This is a genomic window from Enterobacter cloacae complex sp. P12RS (assembly GCF_014895875.1).
Taxonomy (GTDB): domain Bacteria; phylum Pseudomonadota; class Gammaproteobacteria; order Enterobacterales; family Enterobacteriaceae; genus Enterobacter; species Enterobacter bugandensis.
The window spans coordinates 1-429 of record NZ_JADBQO010000128.1 but is presented as its reverse complement, the minus strand read 5'-3'; the positions used below and the strand labels follow the sequence as shown (position 1 = coordinate 429).

The 429-nt window shown below is 32.2% G+C and carries 1 pseudogene; it reads left to right on the top strand.

Annotated elements, in window-relative coordinates:
* Positions 1-429, top strand: a pseudogene (locus IM284_RS23235) (histidine kinase); the annotation flags it as partial.

Sequence of the window (429 nt, the reverse complement as noted above, 5' to 3'; positions counted from 1 at the left end):
ATAAAATAGAAATTGATGACGAAATCTCCCCATTATTGAAAGCACATCGCAAAATTCTTAATTATCTTAATGAAAGTGTACAAAACCCCGACCCCAAAGTGGTAGAAATATCAACTATGATTTTATCGGAGGTTTTAACATATCTAAATGAAGGTAAAATCGGTGGGCTATTAGAAACCTTTGATTCAAAGGTTAGACAAAAAATAATTTCCGCTGGGCGTGAACATCTAACAAGGAAAAAGATCCTTGGCATTGATATCTCTACCTTTTCAGAAAATCATCGTTTTGACTCTAATACTCAGTCTTCTGCCTATAAGTTGGCATTAAATAAAAATAATACCCTAACTACTTTTCAGAATGAAGATGTCAAAAGATATCTCAAAAAAATTAATGACGTATACAAAATTGTTAACCCTAAGGGTATTGTTC